The 16895-nt window shown below is 71.5% G+C and carries 15 protein-coding genes; 7 read left to right on the forward strand and 8 right to left on the reverse strand.

Annotated elements, in window-relative coordinates; all coding sequences use genetic code 11:
* Positions 1–340 precede the first annotated feature (340 nt).
* Entirely contained in the window at positions 341–685 is a 345-nt protein-coding gene (locus tag IF78_RS0111505) for a cupin domain-containing protein (RefSeq protein ID WP_031481197.1), read from the forward strand.
* Here the strand turns inward: IF78_RS0111505 and IF78_RS0111510 are convergent.
* Positions 675–1679 carry a LacI family DNA-binding transcriptional regulator gene (locus tag IF78_RS0111510; protein WP_031481196.1) on the reverse strand — a complete coding sequence of 335 codons (1005 nt, stop codon included), beginning with the start codon at positions 1677–1679 and terminating at the stop codon, positions 675–677. The two genes, IF78_RS0111505 and IF78_RS0111510, sit on opposite strands and share 11 nt — an antisense overlap.
* A 111-nt stretch (positions 1680–1790) precedes the next feature.
* On the opposite strand from IF78_RS0111510, the gene IF78_RS0111515 reads away from it, so the two are divergent.
* The gene (locus IF78_RS0111515) at positions 1791–2954 is read left to right on the forward strand and encodes a Gfo/Idh/MocA family protein (protein WP_031481195.1); all 1164 of its coding nucleotides are present in this window, start codon (positions 1791–1793) and stop codon (positions 2952–2954) included.
* 9 nt (positions 2955–2963) lie between these two features.
* Here the strand turns inward: IF78_RS0111515 and IF78_RS0111520 are convergent, their stop codons facing one another.
* Positions 2964–3575, reverse strand: coding sequence for a TMEM175 family protein (locus IF78_RS0111520; RefSeq protein ID WP_199921397.1), 612 nt, complete (start codon positions 3573–3575; stop codon positions 2964–2966).
* Between the two features lie 67 nt (positions 3576–3642).
* The gene (locus tag IF78_RS0111525) at positions 3643–4671 is read right to left on the reverse strand and encodes a LacI family DNA-binding transcriptional regulator (protein ID WP_031481193.1); all 1029 of its coding nucleotides are present in this window, start codon (positions 4669–4671) and stop codon (positions 3643–3645) included.
* A gap of 107 nt (positions 4672–4778) precedes the next feature.
* Here IF78_RS0111525 and IF78_RS0111530 point away from each other — a divergent pair, with 107 nt between their 5' ends.
* The 4 genes from IF78_RS0111530 to IF78_RS0111545 all read left to right on the forward strand — a co-directional run bounded on the left by IF78_RS0111530 (position 4779) and on the right by IF78_RS0111545 (position 8864).
* Entirely contained in the window at positions 4779–5945 is a 1167-nt protein-coding gene (locus IF78_RS0111530; protein WP_031481192.1) for a phytanoyl-CoA dioxygenase family protein, read from the forward strand.
* 17 nt (positions 5946–5962) lie between these two features.
* Positions 5963–6739, forward strand: a complete 777-nt coding sequence (locus tag IF78_RS0111535; RefSeq protein WP_031481191.1) for an SDR family oxidoreductase — start codon at positions 5963–5965, stop codon at positions 6737–6739.
* A 104-nt stretch (positions 6740–6843) separates the two neighbouring features.
* Positions 6844–7848 carry a Gfo/Idh/MocA family protein gene (locus IF78_RS0111540; protein WP_031481190.1) on the forward strand — a complete coding sequence of 335 codons (1005 nt, stop codon included), beginning with the start codon at positions 6844–6846 and terminating at the stop codon, positions 7846–7848.
* Positions 7845–8864: a Gfo/Idh/MocA family protein gene (locus tag IF78_RS0111545; RefSeq protein WP_031481189.1), complete on the forward strand. Its 1020-nt coding sequence runs from the start codon at positions 7845–7847 to the stop codon at positions 8862–8864. The genes IF78_RS0111540 and IF78_RS0111545 overlap by 4 nt, the downstream gene beginning before the upstream one ends.
* 411 nt (positions 8865–9275) lie before the next feature.
* Here the strand turns inward: IF78_RS0111545 and IF78_RS0111550 are convergent, their stop codons facing one another.
* The 5 genes from IF78_RS0111550 to IF78_RS0111570 all read right to left on the reverse strand — a co-directional run bounded on the left by IF78_RS0111550 (position 9276) and on the right by IF78_RS0111570 (position 14824).
* A complete protein-coding gene (locus tag IF78_RS0111550) occupies positions 9276–10091 on the reverse strand; it encodes an AfsR/SARP family transcriptional regulator (RefSeq protein WP_051827721.1) in 816 nt (271 codons plus the stop codon).
* A 313-nt stretch (positions 10092–10404) separates the two neighbouring features.
* Entirely contained in the window at positions 10405–11619 is a 1215-nt protein-coding gene (locus tag IF78_RS0111555) for an alpha/beta hydrolase family protein (RefSeq protein ID WP_031481187.1), read from the reverse strand.
* Positions 11616–12302 carry a TetR/AcrR family transcriptional regulator gene (locus IF78_RS0111560; RefSeq protein WP_051827722.1) on the reverse strand — a complete coding sequence of 229 codons (687 nt, stop codon included), beginning with the start codon at positions 12300–12302 and terminating at the stop codon, positions 11616–11618. The genes IF78_RS0111555 and IF78_RS0111560 overlap by 4 nt, the downstream gene beginning before the upstream one ends.
* A gap of 6 nt (positions 12303–12308) precedes the next feature.
* Positions 12309–13913: a DHA2 family efflux MFS transporter permease subunit gene (locus IF78_RS0111565; RefSeq protein WP_051827724.1), complete on the reverse strand. Its 1605-nt coding sequence runs from the start codon at positions 13911–13913 to the stop codon at positions 12309–12311.
* A gap of 170 nt (positions 13914–14083) precedes the next feature.
* Positions 14084–14824 carry a 4'-phosphopantetheinyl transferase family protein gene (locus IF78_RS0111570; RefSeq protein ID WP_078662411.1) on the reverse strand — a complete coding sequence of 247 codons (741 nt, stop codon included), beginning with the start codon at positions 14822–14824 and terminating at the stop codon, positions 14084–14086.
* Between the two features lie 249 nt (positions 14825–15073).
* On the opposite strand from IF78_RS0111570, the gene IF78_RS0111580 reads away from it, so the two are divergent.
* Positions 15074–16888, forward strand: coding sequence for a fatty acyl-AMP ligase (locus IF78_RS0111580; protein WP_078662412.1), 1815 nt, complete (start codon positions 15074–15076; stop codon positions 16886–16888).
* The last annotated feature ends 7 nt before the right edge of the window (positions 16889–16895 follow it).

The following is a 16895-nucleotide window of genomic DNA, read 5'->3' on the forward strand; positions in this document are numbered from 1 at the left end:
TGTTCCCCCTAAGCCGTTCAACTCCCCTGCCCCCGGCGCACCGAGAGTCGCCCGCGTCCCAGCAGGCATATGACGCAACAATAGGCGAGACCGTCGTATAACCCAATTCGGCTCATCGGTACATATGACGGACGCCAATCAGTGGGCGCCGATCAGTTCTTGCTCGCTGTCGCTGCGGTCGGCACGGCGCGAGCCGCGCAGTGCCGCAATGCCACGGGCCGAAGACCGCGCCGAAGCGGCCCATGCCGGAGGTCCGGCCGACGAAGTGTCCGCCCGCTCCGTCGGACACCGCACACTCTGTCGAGGCCTCTCCCCCACCTCCCGCGGCTAGGGTCCCCACATGACGCACAGCTTTGTACTGAACATCCCCGGCGCCGACCTCGAACCCGAGCCCCTCGCCCCGGAACAGATCGTCTCCGGGACGCCCGAGGTGACCGGCAAGGTGGTCTGGGAGTCGGAGGACGGACGTCAGGTACGGGGCATCTGGCAGATCACACCCGGCGTGGTCACCGACACCGAGGCCGACGAACTGTTCGTCGTGCTCAGCGGGTCGGCCACCATCGAGGTCGAGGGCGGGCCGACGCTGCGGGTGGGGCCCGGCGACATGGCCGTGCTGCGCGAGGGCGACCGTACGACGTGGACGGTGCACGAGACGCTGCGCAAGGCGTACGCGATCAACCTGTGAGCGGGCGCGCCGTCGAGCCGCGGATCTCCAGCGTCGGCGGCGCGAGATGGACCTCGCCCGGTCCCGCCGCGCCCTCGAACCGGTCGAGCAGACAGCGGGCGGCGCGGCGGCCCACCTCGTGGCTGGTGTTGTCGACCGTGGTGAGCCACACGTGGCGCAGGCGGGCGATGCTCGTGTTGTCGTAGCCGACGACGGACAGGTCGCGCGGGATCCGCAGCCCGAGTTCCTCGGCCGCGGAGAGTGCGCCGATGGCCGCGATGTCGTTGACGGCGAAGACGGCCGTGGGCCGCTCGGCGCGGCTGAGCAGCCGGACGGTGGTGCGGTAACCGCCCTCCTCGGTCATGTCGCTGGGCTCGACCACCGCCTCGTCCGCGAGGCCATGCTCCCGCATCGTCGCCTCGAAGCTCCGCCGCCGCAGCTCGCCCACCGCCCCGTATCCGGCGATGTGCGCGATGCGCCGGTGTCCGAGGCCGATGAGGTGCTCGGCGACCAGACGGGCGCCCTGCTCGTCGTCGTTGGCCACGACGTCGACGCCGGGAGGCACCGGCTCCCGGGCACCGGCCACCACGACCGGGATCCGCTCGGCCACCGCGCCGAGCGCGGCCGGGTCGGGCAGGGTGCCGACCACGACCAGGCCGTCGACCCGCAGGTCCAGCAGCGGGCCCGCCGGGTCCTGGCCGGTGCGGCGGTTGAGGCGGGCGTCGGCGAGCAGCATGTGCAGGCCGTTGTCGTGCAGCAGCGAGTTGAGGCCGTCGAGCATGTCGACGAACCAGGGGTTGCGCAGGTCGTTCAGGAGGACGCCCACCGTGCGGGTGCGCCGCTCACTGAGGCTGCGCGCGGCGGCGTTGGGCCGGTAGCCGAGTTCGCGCACAGCCCGCAGTACGGCGTCCCGTTTCTCCGGGCGTACCTGGTCGGAGCCGCGCAGCACCAGCGAGACCAGGGACTTGGAGACACCGGCCCGGTCGGCCACGTCGCGGATCGTCGGCGGTCTCATGAGATGGACCGTTCCATGACCTTGCTCGGCTTGTCAAAGGGTTGACACCGGGCGGAAACGGCACCCAAGGTGGCCTGGACAAGTAGTGGACCGGTCCAAAGAAGGGCTGTCATGGTGGAATCGCTCGGTGTCGCCGTCGTCGGGTTCGGCTGGATGGGCCGGGTGCACACCCAGGCGTACGCCCGTGTCCTGCACCACTATCCGCGGCTGGCGGTCCGGCCGGAGCTGGTGGCCGTCGCCGAGGACGTGCCGGGCCGGGCGGAGGAGGCCGCCGCGCAGTTCGGGTTCGCCTCGACGAGCCGCGACTGGCGCGAGGTGGCCGCCGATCCGCGGGTGCGGGCCGTCTCCATCACCGCCCCGAACTTCCTGCACCGCGAGATCGGCGTCGCGATGGCCGAGGCCGGCAAGCACATCTGGATCGAGAAGCCGGTGGGCCTGTCGGTCGCCGACGCCCAAGCGGTGGCCGACGCCGTCGCCAAGGCCGGTGTGCAGGGCGCGGTCGGCTTCAACTACCGCAACGCGCCCGCCGTCGAGGCCGCCCGCGAGCTCATCGCCTCCGGCGAGATCGGCACCGTCACCCACGTCCGCGTGCGCCTCTTCAGCGACTACGCCGCCCACCCCGACGGCGCCCTGACCTGGCGGTACGAGAAGGAGCGCGGCGGCAGCGGCGTCCTCGGCGACCTGGCCTCGCACGGCGCCGATCTCGCGCGCCACCTGCTCGGCGACATCGCCTCCCTCACCGCCGACACGGCCGTCTTCATCCCCGAGCGCGCCCGGCCGACCGGCGCCACCGCCGGCCACAGCCTGGCCACCGGCGGCGAACTCGGCCCCGTCGAGAACGAGGACTACGTCAACTGCCTGCTGCGGTTCGCCTCCGGCGCCCGCGGGGTCCTGGAGGCCTGCCGCGTCTCCGTCGGCGAGCAGAACAACTACGGCTTCGAGGTACACGGCACCAAGGGCGCCGTCTTCTGGGACTTCCGCCGGATGAACGAGCTCGGCATCAGCCGTGGCACCACGTACCAGGACCAGCCCGTCAGCACGGTCTACGTCGGCCCCGGCGCCGGCGAGTTCGGCGCCTTCCAGCCGGGTGCGGCGAACGCCATGGGCTACGACGACCTGAAGGTCATCGAGGCGTACCGCTTCCTGCGCTCGATCGCCGAGGGCGTCCCGCACGGGGCCACCCTCCAGGACGCCGTGCACAGCGCCGCCGTACTCGAGGCGATGGGGCGCTCGGCGGAGAGCGGCGCGTGGGTGGACGTGGCCTCAGGGGCGTGACGGCCCGGGTCAGCGTCCCCGGGCGGCTCGCCGGCCGAGGGCGATCTTGACCGGGGCCAGGGCGAGCCAGAGCCATATGGCCGCGGAGCCGACGGCCAGGGCGAGCGGGATGCTGAGGGCGAACACCAGCACCGTCACCCCGAGGTCCAGCGCGAAGAGGCGGAAGCCCTCCGGTGGCGCCGCCTCGTCGCGCAGCCAGGGGCGCCCGGCCAGGAGGAGCACGAGCGCGAGGTGGGCGGCGCCGAGGGCAGCCACCGCCGCCGCGTAGGCGGCGACCGACGCGGGCTCGCTGCCGTACTCGGCGATGAGTTTGGTGGGGAAGGGCAGGAGGGCCGCGACGCCGAGTCCCAGGACGGTCAGTGCGATCACCTGTCCGTCGATCTGCCGGACGAGGCGGAAGATGCGGCGGTGCTCGCGCCAGAAGGCGCCGAGCACCAGCACGGTGAGCGCGTAGGCGCCGAGGTTCGGGATGAGTTCGTGCAGGGCGTCTTCGTAGTGCTCGTCGTCGAGTCCCCGGGGCACGTAGAAGTCCAGGACCAGCAGCGTGATGGCGATCGCGAACACTCCGTCGGCGAGCGCCACCAGCCGCTCGGGCCCGCCGTCCGGGTTCGATTTCCACATGCGCACGACGGTAGGCAGCAGCGGTCCGTCGAGCGGGCGTACACGCCAGGGACACCCCCGGGGATGCTCACCCGATGGGCGTGGGCATGTTGTACGGCGTCACCACCTGGATCGCGGACGGCAGCGTGGGCCCCGCCGGCGGCAGCGCACCGTGCGCCCGCATGACGATGTGACAGGCCTCGCGCATGTCCTGACGCAGGTCGTGGTGGAGGACGGCGGACAGGCGGTGCTCGCGCAGCAGGCGGGTGTTGTCGTGGTCGAGGTCGTGCGCGACGAACACCGCGCATTCACGGCCCAGGTCCTCGAAGGCCCGCAGCGTCGCGATGTTGCCGCCGCCGATCGAGTAGACCGCGCGGATCTCCGGGTCGCGCTCCAGGGCGGCGCGGACGAGGTCGTACTGGGTGGCGTCCAGGCCCTGTCCCTCGGCCAGTTCGACCAGTGTGCGCGCGGGATGCCGGGCGCGCATGGCGCTGCGGAAGCCCATCTCGCGCTCCTCCTCGTTACGGAAGAAGCCGCTGCTGAGGCTGGTGAGGACATGACCGGGCCGCTCGCCGAGCCACTGGCCCATGAGGTACGCGGCCGTCGCACCGGCGGCCCGGTTGTCGATGCCGACGTAGGCGAGGCGTGGCGTGGACGGCAGGTCGGTCACCAGGGTCACCACCGGTATGCCCGCCTCCGCGAGCCGCGCGACGGCGGCGGTGACCTCGGGGACGTCCGGCGCCTTGAGGATCACGCCCTGCGAACCGCGCCGCGCGATCCGGTCCAGGGTCCTCGTCAGCTCCTCCACCGGGCCCGTCTCCCGGAAATGGAACCGCGAACGCACCACGGCCGGGTGCAGACCAGGCAGCTCGGCCTCCAGGGCGGCACGCACGGCGGTGGAGAACCGCTCCGGCGTCTGCATCACGATGTCGATCATGAAGGTACGGCCCACCAGCCGGACCTGGGTGCGCTGCCGGTCCAGGTCGGCTATCGCCTGGCGGACCTCGCGCGCGGTGCTCTCCCGCACCCCTCCCCGCCCGTTCAGAACCCGGTCGACCGTGGCCTCGCTCAGACCCGCCTGACGTGCGATCTCCCGAATCGGGAACGGGTGACCCATACGACGGCTCCTTGAGGGGTTTTTGATGGTCGTCTGCTGGTTGTTCGACGGGATTGTCATGACAAGAATGGCAGCGCTGAGTCGCCCCTGTCACCGAGAGGACGCCGATGTCCTACGCCTCCGTGCAACGCCGTGCGTGGCTGTCCGAGCAGGACTGCGACCTCGCCGCCTTCCGTGAACTCGTCGAGCGGACCACCGACCTCGCCGACTACCCGTACGCCTCCGCCGTGGAGCAGGGTGTCCTCGTCTACGACAGCGACCGCCTGCCCAAGGCCGAGGACTCGCGCGGGGTCCGGGCCGAGCTGGTCCGCGCCCTCACCGACGGCCCGGGCATCGTGGTCTGCCGGCGGGCCTTTCCCGACCCGGTGATCGTCGACCGGCTCGGCGCCGTCTTCGACGCCCTGATCGCCGATCAGCGCGCCTCGGGCGCGAACGCCGGGGACCACTTCGCCAAGCCGGGCGCCAACGACCGGGTGTGGAACGCGCTGGAGAAGGCGGCGCTCCACGACCCGGAAGCATTCGCCGACTATTACGCCAACGACATCCTGGCGCTCGTCTCCACCGCGTGGCTCGGCCCGGGCTACCAGGTGACCTCGCAGGTGAACGTGGTCAACCCGGGCGGCGCCGCCCAGACCGTGCACCGCGACTACCATCTGGGGTTCCTCTCCAACGAGGTCGCGGCCGCCTACCCGGCCCACGTCCACGCCCTCTCCCCCGTGCTCACCCTGCAGGGCGCGGTCGCGCACTGCGACATGCCGGTCGAGTCCGGGCCGACGATGTACCTGCCGCACTCGCAGACGTACGAGCCGGGCTACCTCGCCTGGCGACTGCCCGAGTTCCAGGCCTACTTCGAGGCGAACCACGTCCAGCTCCCCCTCGCCAAGGGCGACGCCGCCTTCTTCAACCCGGCGCTGTTCCACGCGGCCGGCACCAACCGGTCGGCGGACATCCGGCGCATGGCGAACCTGCTCCAGGTGTCCTCCGCGTTCGGGCGGGCGATGGAGACGGTGGACCGCGAGGCGGTGGCGGGCGCCGTGTACCCGGTGCTGCTGAAGCGCCGGTCCGAGGGCGCGGACGAGGCGTGGCTGGAGCACGTCATCGCCGCGAGCGCGGAGGGATACCCCTTCCCCACGAACCTCGACAGCGATCCGCCGGTGGCCGGGCTCGCCCCGCCCTCGCAGGCGGACCTCGTACGGCGCGCACTGCGCGAGACATGGACTCCCGAGGCTCTGCGGGACGAGCTGCGGGCCGGCGCCGAGCGGCGCCAGAGCTGAAAGGACCCGGAACACCCATGGGACTTCTCGACGACAAGGTCGTCCTCGTCAACGGCGGCAGCCAGGGCGTCGGCGCCGCGATCGCGCGTGCCGCCGTGCGGGAGGGCGCGGTCGTGGCCGTCACCGGGCGGCGCGCCGAGCCCGGTGAGGCACTGGTGGCCGAGCTGGCCGCCGACGGGGGCAAGGCCATGTTCGTACGGGCCGACCTGTCGGACGCGGAGCAGGCGAAGGCGTCCGTCGCCGAGGTCGTGGACGCGTACGGGCGGATCGACTGTCTGGTCAACTCGGCGGGGCTGACGTCCCGGGGCACGCTCCTCGACACCAGCCCCGAGCTGTTCGACCAGCACATCGCGATCAACCTCAAGGCCCCGTTCTTCGCCATGCAGGCCGCTGTGACGGACATGGTCGCGCGCAAGGCACCCGGCACGATCGTCAACATCATCACGTCCTCGGCGCACGGCGGGCAGCCGTTCCTCGCGCCGTACGTCTCCGCCAAGGCCGGCCTCATCGGGCTGACCCGCAACGCCGCGCACGCCCACCGCTTCGACCGGGTCCGGATCAACGGCCTGAACATCGGCTGGACGGCGACGGAGGGTGAGGACGCGACGCAGAGGGCGTTTCACGGGGCCGGCGACGACTGGCGGGAGGAGGCTGCCGCGAAGCTGCCGATGGGCAAGCTGGGCCAGCCGGACGAGATCGCCGACTTCGTGGTCTTCCTGCTCTCGGACCGGTCCGGGGTGGTCACCGGTTCGGTGATCGACTGGGACCAGAACGTTCTGGGCGGCCTGGACTGATTCAGCCCGTCCGGCGATCGAGGACGAGCCCGAAGGGCGATCGGGGTCCGGGGCGGAGCCCCGGCAACGAACAGCAACCACACACCAAGAAAGCAGCGGAGCTCATGCGTATCGGAATCCTCGGCCTCGGCCGCATCGGCGCCTTCCACGCCGAGACCCTCTCCGGACTCGACGCGGTCGACTCCCTCGTCGTCACCGACCCGTTCGCGGACGCCGCCAAGGCCGCCGCGGAGCGGTTCGGCGCCGAGGTCGTGGACTCGCCCGAGGCCCTCCTGGCCGCCGGGGTGGACGGCATCGTCGTCGCCGCCGCGACGGACGCCCACCCCGCGCTGATCCTGGCCGGCGTCGAGGCAGGCATCCCCGTCTTCTGTGAGAAGCCCGTAGCCAAGACCATGAGCGAGGGCGTCGAGGTGCTGAAGGCGGTCCAGGGCAAGGACGTGCCGATCCAGATCGGCTACAACCGCCGCTTCGACGCCGGGTTCGTCGCCGCACGGGCCGCCGTGCAGGCCGGTGAGCTGGGCAAGCTGCACACCGTACGGTCGACCACGCTGGACCCGGCGCCGCCGCCCGCCGCGTACGTCGCCGCCTCCGGTGGCATCTTCCGGGACTGCTCGGTGCACGACTTCGACATCATCCGCTGGGTGACCGGCCACGAGGTGACCGAGGTGTACGCCGTCGGCGGCAACAAGGGCGCCGACTACATCAAGGAGGCGGGCGACGCCGACACCACCGGCGCCATCCTGACCCTGGACGACGGCACGATCGCGGTGGTCTCCAACTCCCGCCACAACGCCCGGGGGCACGACGTCCGCATGGAGATCCACGGCTTCGAGGACTCCATCGCGGTCGGCCTGGAGGACAAGCTGCCGCTGCGCTCGGTCGAGCCCGGTGTGACCTTCCCGTCCGGCACCCCGCACAACTTCTTCATGGACCGCTTCACCGCGGCCTACCGCGCCGAACTCACCGCGTTCACCGAGGTCGTGGCGGGTACCCGGCCGTCGCCGTGCACCATCGAGGACGCGCTGGAGGCGGGCTGGATCGCCGAGGCGTGCACCCTGTCGCTGCACGAGCACCGTCCGGTGACGATCGAGGAGGTACGGCAGGGATGAACGACTCGAGCCCGGAACCGCTGCGCATCGGAGTACTGGGCGCGGCACGCATCACCGAGCTCTCCCTCGTCGGCCCGGCCCGGACGACCGGCCACCGCCTCGTGGCGGTGGCCGCGCGCGACCGGTCCCGCGCCGAGGCGTTCGCCGACGAGCACGACGTGGAGCGGGTGGTGGACTCCTACACCGACCTGCTCGCCGATCCCGAGGTGGAGGTGGTCTACAACCCGCTCGCCAACGGCCTGCACGGGCCGTGGAACCTCGCCGCGCTCGCGGCCGGCAAGCACGTCCTGTCGGAGAAGCCTTCGGCGAGCAACGCCGAGGAGGCGGCCGAGGTCCGGGAGGCGGCCGGCAAGTCCGGGACCGTCTTCATGGAGGCGTTCCACTACCTCTTCCATCCGGTCACCCGGCGTCTGCACGAGCTCCTGGCGAGCGGTGAACTCGGCGAGCTGCAGCGGGTGGAGACGCTGGTGGCGATCCCTGCCCCCGGTGACTCCGACCCGCGCTGGTCGCTGCCGCTCGCGGGCGGCGCCGTGATGGACCTCGGCTGCTACAGCCTGCACGCGGTGCGGATGCTCGCGCCATGGGCGGGCGGTGCGCCGCGCCTCCTGTCCGCGCGGGGCGGGGAGCGGGCGGGCGCGCCGGGCGTCGACGAGTGGCTGGACGCCGAGCTGGAGTTCCCGGGCGGGGCAACCGCGTCCGCGCGCTGCCACATGGCGTACGGCGAGCTGGAGATGAGCTGCCGGATCGTCGGCACGGAGGGCGAGGCGCTCGCGCCGAACTTCGTGCTGCCGCACCGCGACGACCGGGTCGTGGTGCGTACGGCGCGCGGCGAGCGGACGGAGCGGCTGGGCACGCGCTCGTCGTACACCTACCAACTGGAGGCGTTCGCCGCGCACATACGCAGGGGCGCTCCGCTGCCGCTGGATGCCGAGGACGCGCTGGCGACGATGGAGCTGATCGACGAGGCCTACCGGGCGGCGGGGTTCGAGCCGCGGCCGCGCACGACGGTCGGTTGACGCCCGAGCCGGGGGATCCGACCGTGCCCGGACGGGTCGGCTTGCGAAGCATCCGCTCGGCAGCCGTCCGTCCGCCGTCGTTTCCGGAAGGGGCAAAGTCTCGGCCGTCCCAGAAGGTTGAGCGGGCAACGGCCCTCGCAAAGCGGCGTAGGCAGGGACCACGGCCACGGCACCGTGGCCCGTGCCCGCCACCGCGACGAGGCGGTGGCCGCTGCGCACGGACGAGCACGACAGCTCAGCTCTCCCGCTCATGCGGGATCAATCGCACACTATGGGCGAGGAGTTAAGGGGCCGCAAAGGCCGGATAAAGCAGGCGCCGTGCGGGGCACATGACGGCGAGCACGTCAGGGCCGGTCGGCGGTTCGGCCCGGCTCAGCGGGACGGCGCCGACCGGCCGGACGGCCCGGACGGTCAGGGAACGGACGGGATCATCCCGGAGGCCTCGAGCCGCTTCGGATCCGCCCGCAGGATGGCCTCCTGGGCAAGCCGCAGTGCCGGCCCCGGCTCGACCCCGAGTTCCTCCTTGAGCACCCGGCGCGCGCGGCGGTAGACCTGCAGCGCGTCTCCCTGGCGGCCCACCCGGTACAGGGCGACCATCAGCTGACGGTAGAAGGGCTCCCGCAGGGGATGCTGCACGAGAAGGCCCTTCAGCCGCTCGCACACTTCATGATGCCGGCCGAGTGCCAGCGAGGAGTCGATGCTCAGCTCGGCGCAGTTCAGCCGCTTCTCCTCCTGCACAGCCGCGAACGAGTCGATGTCCAGCGACCCCGGAATACCCTCCAGAACAGGCCCTCGCCACAGGGACAGTGCCCTGTGCAGGAGCTCGGATGCGTGCTGGAAATCCTCCGCGCAGTACTGTTCTCGGCCACGACTGTAGAGCGTTTCGAATTCATGAAAATCGGTCACCGCGCCGCTTACATCGAGAATGTACCCGGGCGGGGTCGTGACGATCGGGGATGCTTGCTGATCGCCATTCAACAATTTCCGCAGCTGCGAGACGTACACACGCAGGCTCGTAGACGCGCAGCGCGGCGGCTCCCGCTCCCACAGTTCCGCCATGAGCTTTTCCCCCGGCACCGTCTCACCCGCCCTGACCAGCAATAGGGCGAGGAGCTTGGCGAGTTTGGGCGGCTCGGGTGTGAGATCGGCGCCGCCGCGGGACACCCGCAGCCGCCCCAGTAGCGCATAGTGCAGAGTTTGGTCAGCCACTAAAGGGGACAGGGACACGGCAACCCCCCGAATGCGTGGAACGCATTCAACTATATTTCGGATCCCCCGTTCACCCCTGGTCTGGGGCGCCAAATGCTCAGCGATTTCCTCGCTATGGCGTGCAGCATATGCGAGCTTGTTCTTCGATACCAGTCTCGCTCGTTACACGGTTATTAAGGAGAATGAAATTCGACGGTCCGGCGACAGGCAGCCGGAAAGAAATCAGCCGCCTCACAGGAACCGCCGGACGGCTGAGAGCCGAGCAGCCCGGCCCGCGGGGAGCGGGCCGGGCTGCTTCGGGCTGGATGTGCCGCGGACCGGCCGCCGCCGGTCAGGCCGCCGCCGACCGGTCCGCCCCGAGAGTCTCGAGCAGCCATGAGAAGAGCCGGTCATGGAACAGGCGCATGGCACCGGAGTGGCAGTGCGCCCCGCCGCCCTCGTCGGCCGTGAAGACGTGGAGCGTCTTGGGCGAGTTCAGGCCCGTGTACACCTTCTTCGCGTGCTCCAGCCCGGTGAAGAACAGGTCCTCCTCCGCGTCGAGGACGAGCACGGGACAGCGCACCTGACCGATCACGTCGGACAGGGCGAACGCCGGTAGCCGACGCAGCAGTTGGGCGGGGGTGTCGGCGTCGAAGGTCCACAGGGCGTGCCGCAGCAGCCAGCGGGTGAAGGTCTGCTGCGCGGCGATTCCCCACATCACCGGATTGGCGAAGTCGTCGTGGCCCTGCTCGACCCACTCCAGCACGAACGGTGGCAGCGCCACGACATCGCCCAGCTGCCAGACCGCGTCGTGGGCGACGCAGCAGGCGAGCCGGTGCTCGAACGCGGCGGCGCGCACGGCGAGCAGGCCGCCGAGGCTGGTCCCGACCAGTACCACGCGGTCGGGGTCCACACCCGGCAGGGACAGCGCGTGGTCCACCACCGGCGTGACCACGCTCTCCCAGTCGGGCCTGAAGGCCAGGCCCTGGTCGCGAAGGACCGAGCCCTGACCCGGCCCTTCGAAGCATAGGCAGTCGTAGCCGTGGGCGATCGCCGCGGCCGCCACGAAGAAATAGCCCTCCTCGAGGGTGGAGTCCAGGCCGCCGTGGTGGATGACCAACGGCCTCGGCCCGTCGGAGTCGTCCGCCCGGTAGAGGTAGCCGGGCAGTGAGGTGTCCTCGTAGGGGATGCGCACGAACTCCGGTGGCCGGTCCATGAGTTCGGCGGCGTCGGCGAAGGTCTCCCGGGACAGCCGCATCAGCCGGAGGGCCTCCGGGCCCTGGGGGTCGTCGCGCTGGAAGAACTCGGCAGTCCGGTAGTAGTTGTGTGCCCGCAGCAGTGCGGCGCGCGCGTCGTCGCGGCGGCCCTCGCCCCTGGCGGCGGCGCCCATCCGGTGGGCCCGTTCGGCGAGGGAGGCCCACTCGTGCCGCCAGGCTTCGGTGTCGCCGTTCGGGATGAGCGAGGCGACCGCGACGACCTCGCCCAGCTGCGCACCGCCGTAATCGGCGTAACCAGCGGTGCGCAGCGCCTGGTAGTCGAAGGCGGGGTCGTCGAAGAGGAATTTCATGGCTGCGGCTCCTGTGGTGGTGGGGAGTGCTCCGATGCTGTGCCGGGTCGCGCTCCGGCAGGGGTCGTGCGGGTTCCGTTCAAGAACGTGTCGACGATCGACTCGGCGAACGCGCTTGACTCGACAGTGCGTTGACGCAGGATCAGACGGGCGGCCATCGGTCCGGTCAGGATCTCGACCGCATCCTCCAGGTCGAGGTCGGCACGTAGCTCGCCCCCGTCGACGCCTTCGCGCAGCGTCGCCAGCAGGGCCTCGTGCCGGGCGGCGGTGACGGTCTCCTCGAATCGCTCCACCAGTTGCGGGCGGCGCACCGCCTCGCCGAGCAGGCTGCCGATCAGCCGGTGCAGCGGGGTGTCCTGGCCGCGGTGGCGCAGCTGGTCCACGAGGGTCACCAGCTTGTCCCGCAGGCTCAGTCCGGTCAGCGGCGGCACGGGAAGGTCAAGGGTGCTCAGCGCGGCGAGCACCAGCTCCTCCTTGTTGCGCCAGCGGCGGTAGATGGTGGCGCGGGCCACCCCGGCACGCTGGGCGACCAGGTCCATGGACAGGTCGCCGAAGCTGCAGCCCTCGCTGAGCAGGGCGAGGGTGCCGTCCAGGATCGCGCGGTCGGCGGCGGGGTCGCGCTGGCGGCCGCCCCGGGCCGTGCGTCCCGGGGCGGCCGCCGACTGGTCGACGTGTGGCGGCATACGGGTTCAGACCTCCGCGGTGTAGGGCTCTTCGGCGATCGTCTTTTCAGCGCCGGTCCTGCCTGCGGCCGTACGGGAGGGCAGGAGCAGCAGGGCGGCGAGGGCGCCGAGGAGCGTGACGCCCACGGCGACGAGGGACGTGAGGTGCATGGCCGAGACGAAGGCTTCCACCGCGCCGGCCTCGACGGCGGCGCCGCGCGGGCCCAGTTCCCGGGCAGCGGTGAGGGTGGCGGCGACGGATTCCTCCGCCGGGTCGCGGACCGCGGCGGGCAGCGGCGCCAGGTGGTCCTCGATCCGGGAGCGGTAGGCCACGGAGAGCACCGAGCCCAGGACCGCGACGCCGAGGGCGCCGCCCACCTGCCGGAAGGTGGTGCTGACCGCCGCTCCGGTACCGGACCGGCTCTGGCCGACGGCGGACATGGCGGCGGAGGTCGCCGGGGGCATCACGCAGGCGATGCCGACGCCCATGAGGAACAGGACGGACTCCAGGACCCAGACCTCGGTCCCCTCGTCGACTGTGGCCACCACGAGAAAGCCGAGCGAGGTGAGCAGCATCCCACCGACACACACCGGCCGGACCCCGATCCGCTTGGCGGTGAGCGTCGCGGCCGGTGCGAACGCCAGCTGGGCCACCGCCAGGGGCAGTAGCAGGAGGCCGGCCTCCAGCGGGGTCCAGCCGCGCACGCTCTGGAGGTAGAAGACCAGGAAGAAGGTGGCGCCGAGCAGGCTGAAGAAGACCAGCCCGATGACGGTCACGGCGGCGCTGAAGCGTCGGTCGGTGAACAGGGAGAGGTCCAGCGCGGGACACCGGCTGCGGTGTTCCCAGACGGCGAACAGGCTCAGGACGGCGAGGCCGCCGAGCATCGGCCCCCAGACGGCGGGGTCCGCCCAGTCGTCGGACTCACCCCCGTTGATCACCCCGTACACCAGGGCGGTCAGGCCGACGACGGACAGGGCGACGCCGAGCGGGTCGAGGCCTCCGCGTCCGGCATCCCGGGACTCGGGCACGACGAACAGCACGGCGGCGGCGCCGATCAGCACGATGGGCAGGTTGATCAGGAACACCGAGCCCCACCAGAAGTGCTCCAGCAGCAGGCCACCGGTGACGGGGCCCAGCGCCACGGCGAGTCCGGCGGCGCCCGCCCAGACACCTATGGCCTTGGCCCGTTCGGCGGGCGGGAAGACGGCCATGATGATCGCCAGAGTGGCGGGCAGCACGAGGGCGCCTCCCACGCCCAGCCCCGCCCGGGCGACGACGAGTTCGCCGGCACTGTGCGCGTGGGCGGACCACAGGGAACAGCCGCCGAACACGACGAGCCCGGCCAGCAGCGTCCGCTTGCGTCCCCAGCGATCGGCGAGCACACCGGTGGTGAAGAGCAGGGCGGCGAAGACGAGCGTGTAGGAGTCGATCGACCATTGCAGCTCGCTCTGCGTGGCCCCCAGGCCGACGGGTGCCGGCTCGGCGAGTGTCTTCAGGGCCACGTTCAGGATCGAGGTGTCCAGGACGACGAGCAGGAGGCCGACCAGCAGGACCGCCAGCACGCGCCACCGGTGCGGGTGCGCGGCCGACGGGGTCCGCTCGGCGGGCCTGAGGTGAGGCTGAGAAGTCACGGATTCCGCTCCTCGGTAAGAGGGGGGTGCGTGAGCTGAGTGCCGTTCTCGTGCCGTGTACCGCCGACGCTAGACCCGGCGACCAATCGAGTCAACGGTGTATCGAAACAACCCTGACTAGATTGCCGGTTGCTGCACACCCACCGGAACCCGCCCTCGGGAAGCGGCAGTTACAGACCGTCCGGACCCAGCGCCCCGGCGACGAGGAACCGCCCCGCCACCCGATCGCAGCGCAGTCGCCAGCCGGGCTCCGTCTCAAGAGACCACCAGCCGTCGCCGTGCGGTCCCGGGCGGGGGCACAGTCGTGCGAAGTCCCGTGCCAGCCCGACGCCTTGTGCCTTCGTACAGGCCTCCTTGAGCGTCCAAAGCCGCACCAGCTGCTGATTCCGCTCGGCCGGCGCCAGCCCGGACAGCTGCGCCAGCTCCCGCGGATGGCAGAACCTCTCGGCCAGTCCGGGCGTCAGCAGAGGGCGGTCCGACGCCTCCACGTCCACTCCGATCGGACGGCCGCGGGCGGCCCCGACCACCAGCATTCCGGCCGTATGGCTGATGGCCACGTCCAGCCCGTCGGGCTCGTACAGGACCGGCCGCCCCCGGCCGTCGCGGCCCAGCACGACGCGATCCGGCTCCACACCGGCCACGGCGGCCACGGTGTGGCGCAGCAGCAGTCGCGAGCCCAGCAGCCGTGCCCGCACGAGGGGTTCGCGTGCCGCGCAGTACCGCGACCAGTCCGGCCCGAGCAGTTCACGCGTGCCGGGGCCGGGCTGTCGCCCCCAGTCCACCGGCCGGCCGTGGCAGACCGCGTAACCATGCCGCCGCGCGGCCCCCTGGACCGCATGCCACCCCACCGCGGGCAGCGGACCGACAGGGAGGGGTTCGCCCCCCACCGGAAGAGCGTCCGGTTCTGCCATGACAACCCCTTCTGCCCACCCTTTGACCGGCACCCCGTGCCAGGACTGAAACGTGCCGCCTCGTGCACCCCCCGTTGTACCGGCTCCAGCGGGCGCCGTCCGCACAACCCCAAACCCTTGACGTGCACGCCAATTTCCCCTTTACGCCGCCTTTTCACGGCACACGGAGGCTGAGAGGCACCGGATGGCACTCGGTGCCTCCGGGATGTTCCACACCGCACCGGTCACCGACCGCGGAAAGGACAGCCTGTGCCGCACCAGCACCGAACGTTGACCGACGCCGTACGCGCCGGCGTGGACCGCCATCCAGAACGTGCCGCGTTCGTGTATCTGCACGAGGACGGCCCGGCCATGCGGCCGGAAGAGATCGGCTACGCCGAACTGGACCGGCGGGCGCGCCTCGTCGCCGCCCGGCTGCACCACGCGTCCAAGGGCGATCCCTCGCGCCCGGTCCTGTTGCTCTATCCGCCGACCCTCGACTTCGTGACGGCCTTCCTCGGCTGCTTCTACGCCGGGCGTACGGCCATTCCCGCGCCCCTGCCCGACGAGCCGGGCGAGCGGCTGGCCCGGGTCAGCGGCATCCTGCGGGACGCGAAGGTGGGGGCGGTGCTGACGCTCCCCGAGTACCGGCAGGCCATCGGAGCCTGGCTGGCCGCCGCCGGAGAGGGGGACGTGGTGTGCCTGTCGACCGGTCCGGACGACCAGGACGGTGCCGATCCCGATCTGTGGGTACCGCCCGTAGTACGCGACACCGACGTGGCCTTCCTCCAGTACAGCTCGGGCTCGACCAGCGAACCCAAGGGCGTCATGGTCACGCACGCCAATCTGGCCGCCAACCAGGAGGCCATCCGCACCGCGATGCGGACCCCTGAGGGTGTCGTGGCGGGCAGCTGGCTGCCCCTCTATCACGACATGGGGCTCATCGGGATGACCCTCCAGCCCCTGTGGGTGGGCGGCACCAGCGTGCAGATGTCACCGGTCTCCTTCATCAAGCAACCGCACCGCTGGCTCCGCATGATCCACGACTATCGCGTCGAGGGCACCGCCTCGCCCAACTTCGGCTACGACCTGTGCGTCCGGCGCGTCACCGAGGAGCAGTCGGCGGGGCTGGACCTGTCCAGCCTGCGGGTGGCGCTCAACGGGGCCGAGCCGGTGCGCGCCGACACCCTGCGCGCCTTCGTCCGGCGTTTCGCCGGCAACGGGCTGCGCGCCGAGTCCCTGCTGCCCTGCTACGGCCTGGCCGAGAACACCCTGCTGGTCTCCGGCGGCGACACCGAGGCGCCGCACCTCGAGCTCACCGTGGACGCCGTCGCGTTGGAGCGGGACGAGCTGCGGCCCGTGCGCAGCGACCGCCCGGCCCGGACCCTCGTGGGCTGCGGCCGGCCGACGGACACCGAGGTCCTGATCGTGGACCCGACGACCCGTCAGGTGCTGCCCGACCGCCGGATCGGCGAGATCTGGCTGCGCGGCCCCTCGGTGGCCGCCGGCTACTGGAACCGGCGCGAGCTCACCGCCGAGACGTTCCAGGCGGTCACGGCCGACGGCCGGGCCGGCTGCTTCCGCACCGGCGACCTCGGCGCCCTGCTCGGCGGGGAGCTCTACGTCACCGGCCGGATCAAGGAGATGCTCATCCAGCACGGCCGCAATCTCTACCCGCAGGACATCGAGCAGGCCGTCCAGGAGTCTGGGGAGGTGTTCCGGCGCGGCGGCGGCGCGGTATTCAGCGTCACCGACGAGGCGTCCGACCGCTCCCATGTGGTCGTGGTGCAGGAACTCAAGGCCCGCGCGGGCGGGGGCGAGGAGGATCTGGCCGGCCTCGCCGCCTCCGTCCAGGCGTTGCTCAGCCGGCAGTTCCAGTTGCCCGGCGTGAGCGTGGTGCTCGTTCGCCCTGGAGTGATCCGCAAGACGACCAGCGGGAAGACCCAGCGCACGCTCATGCGGCAGTTGTTCCTCGACGGCGCCCTGCCCGTGCTGCACCAGCGCCTCCAGGAACCGGTCGCCGCCCTGCTCCCCACTCCGGCACCGGCGACCGAGCCCACCGCCGCTGTTTCCTCCCGCAGCTGAGATCCGG

Origin of the sequence: Streptomyces bicolor (genome assembly GCF_000719285.1) — a bacterium.
In the GTDB taxonomy this organism is placed as follows: domain Bacteria; phylum Actinomycetota; class Actinomycetes; order Streptomycetales; family Streptomycetaceae; genus Streptomyces; species Streptomyces bicolor.

Coding starts and splice junctions, on each gene's coding strand:
- IF78_RS0111505 (WP_031481197.1), top strand. CDS start 341: ATGACGCACAGCTTTGTACTGAACATCCCCGGCGCCGACCTCGAACCC.
- IF78_RS0111510 (WP_031481196.1), bottom strand. CDS start 1,679: ATGAGACCGCCGACGATCCGCGACGTGGCCGACCGGGCCGGTGTCTCC.
- IF78_RS0111515 (WP_031481195.1), top strand. CDS start 1,791: ATGGTGGAATCGCTCGGTGTCGCCGTCGTCGGGTTCGGCTGGATGGGC.
- IF78_RS0111520 (WP_199921397.1), bottom strand. CDS start 3,575: ATGTGGAAATCGAACCCGGACGGCGGGCCCGAGCGGCTGGTGGCGCTC.
- IF78_RS0111525 (WP_031481193.1), bottom strand. CDS start 4,671: ATGGGTCACCCGTTCCCGATTCGGGAGATCGCACGTCAGGCGGGTCTG.
- IF78_RS0111530 (WP_031481192.1), top strand. CDS start 4,779: ATGTCCTACGCCTCCGTGCAACGCCGTGCGTGGCTGTCCGAGCAGGAC.
- IF78_RS0111535 (WP_031481191.1), top strand. CDS start 5,963: ATGGGACTTCTCGACGACAAGGTCGTCCTCGTCAACGGCGGCAGCCAG.
- IF78_RS0111540 (WP_031481190.1), top strand. CDS start 6,844: ATGCGTATCGGAATCCTCGGCCTCGGCCGCATCGGCGCCTTCCACGCC.
- IF78_RS0111545 (WP_031481189.1), top strand. CDS start 7,845: ATGAACGACTCGAGCCCGGAACCGCTGCGCATCGGAGTACTGGGCGCG.
- IF78_RS0111555 (WP_031481187.1), bottom strand. CDS start 11,619: ATGAAATTCCTCTTCGACGACCCCGCCTTCGACTACCAGGCGCTGCGC.
- IF78_RS0111560 (WP_051827722.1), bottom strand. CDS start 12,302: ATGCCGCCACACGTCGACCAGTCGGCGGCCGCCCCGGGACGCACGGCC.
- IF78_RS0111570 (WP_078662411.1), bottom strand. CDS start 14,824: ATGGCAGAACCGGACGCTCTTCCGGTGGGGGGCGAACCCCTCCCTGTC.